The 860-nt window shown below is 71.3% G+C and carries 1 protein-coding gene; it reads left to right on the forward strand.

Annotated features, from left to right (window positions below):
• Positions 1-87: 87 nt before the first annotated feature.
• On the forward strand, positions 88-860 hold a 773-nt coding region (locus ACKVMH_RS13550; RefSeq protein WP_412700671.1), incomplete at its 3' end, for a lysophospholipid acyltransferase family protein.

Below are 860 nucleotides of genomic sequence, written 5' to 3' on the forward strand. Positions count from 1 at the left end.
CCGGGCATTGTAGCGGCGCCGTGGGCGCTGGCCCGGCGGCGAGGCGCGAGGCGTGGCGCAGCAGCCACGTTGGGTATCATCGCGACGATGAATGCGCCCCCCTCCGCCGCCGCTCCCGCGCCCCGGTCCTCGCCGCTGGCGCGTGGCCTGCGTTACCTGGTCCGGGTGCCGATGCTGCTGTGGCACGTGCTCATCGACCTGCCCCTGGTGTTGCTGCTGGTCACGCCGCTGACCAAGGACCTCATGGTCGGCGGGGAGACGCTCGAGCAACGCGTGATCCGAGGCTGGTCGAACGGGTTGATGCGGGTGTTCGGCTTCCGCATGCGGCGGGTCGGCACGCCGCTTCCGGGTGCGGCGATGTTCGTCGCCAACCACGTCAGCTGGATCGACATCACCGCGTTGCACAGCCAGCGGATGATGGGCTTCGTGGCCAAGCGCGAGATTCGCAGCTGGCCGCTGGTGGGCTGGATGGCGACCCGCGCACAGACGATCTTCCACTCGCGGGGAAGCACCGAATCGCTCGGCGGCGTGTTGCACGAGATGCTGGCGCGGCTGCGCAATGGCCAGGCCGTCGGGGTGTTCCCGGAGGGTGGGGCGCGCGGCGGTGGCGAGTTGGGCCCATTCCATGCGCGGATCTTCCTGGCCGCGGTCGAGGCCGGCGTGCCGGTGCAGCCGGTCGCACTGTGTTACGGCGAGCACTGCTCGGCCCAGAAGGTGGTGGCGTTCCGCCCCGGCGAGAGCTTCGTCGGCAACTTCCTGCGCCTGCTCGGCGAGCCGGCGCGGGTCGGCGAGGTGCATTTCCTCGAGCCGATCCCACCCGCCGAGATCGAAGGCCGCCGCCGCATCGCCGAGCTGGCGCG

Source organism: Lysobacter zhanggongensis (genome assembly GCF_046638635.1).
Lineage (GTDB): Bacteria > Pseudomonadota > Gammaproteobacteria > Xanthomonadales > Xanthomonadaceae > Novilysobacter > Novilysobacter luteus.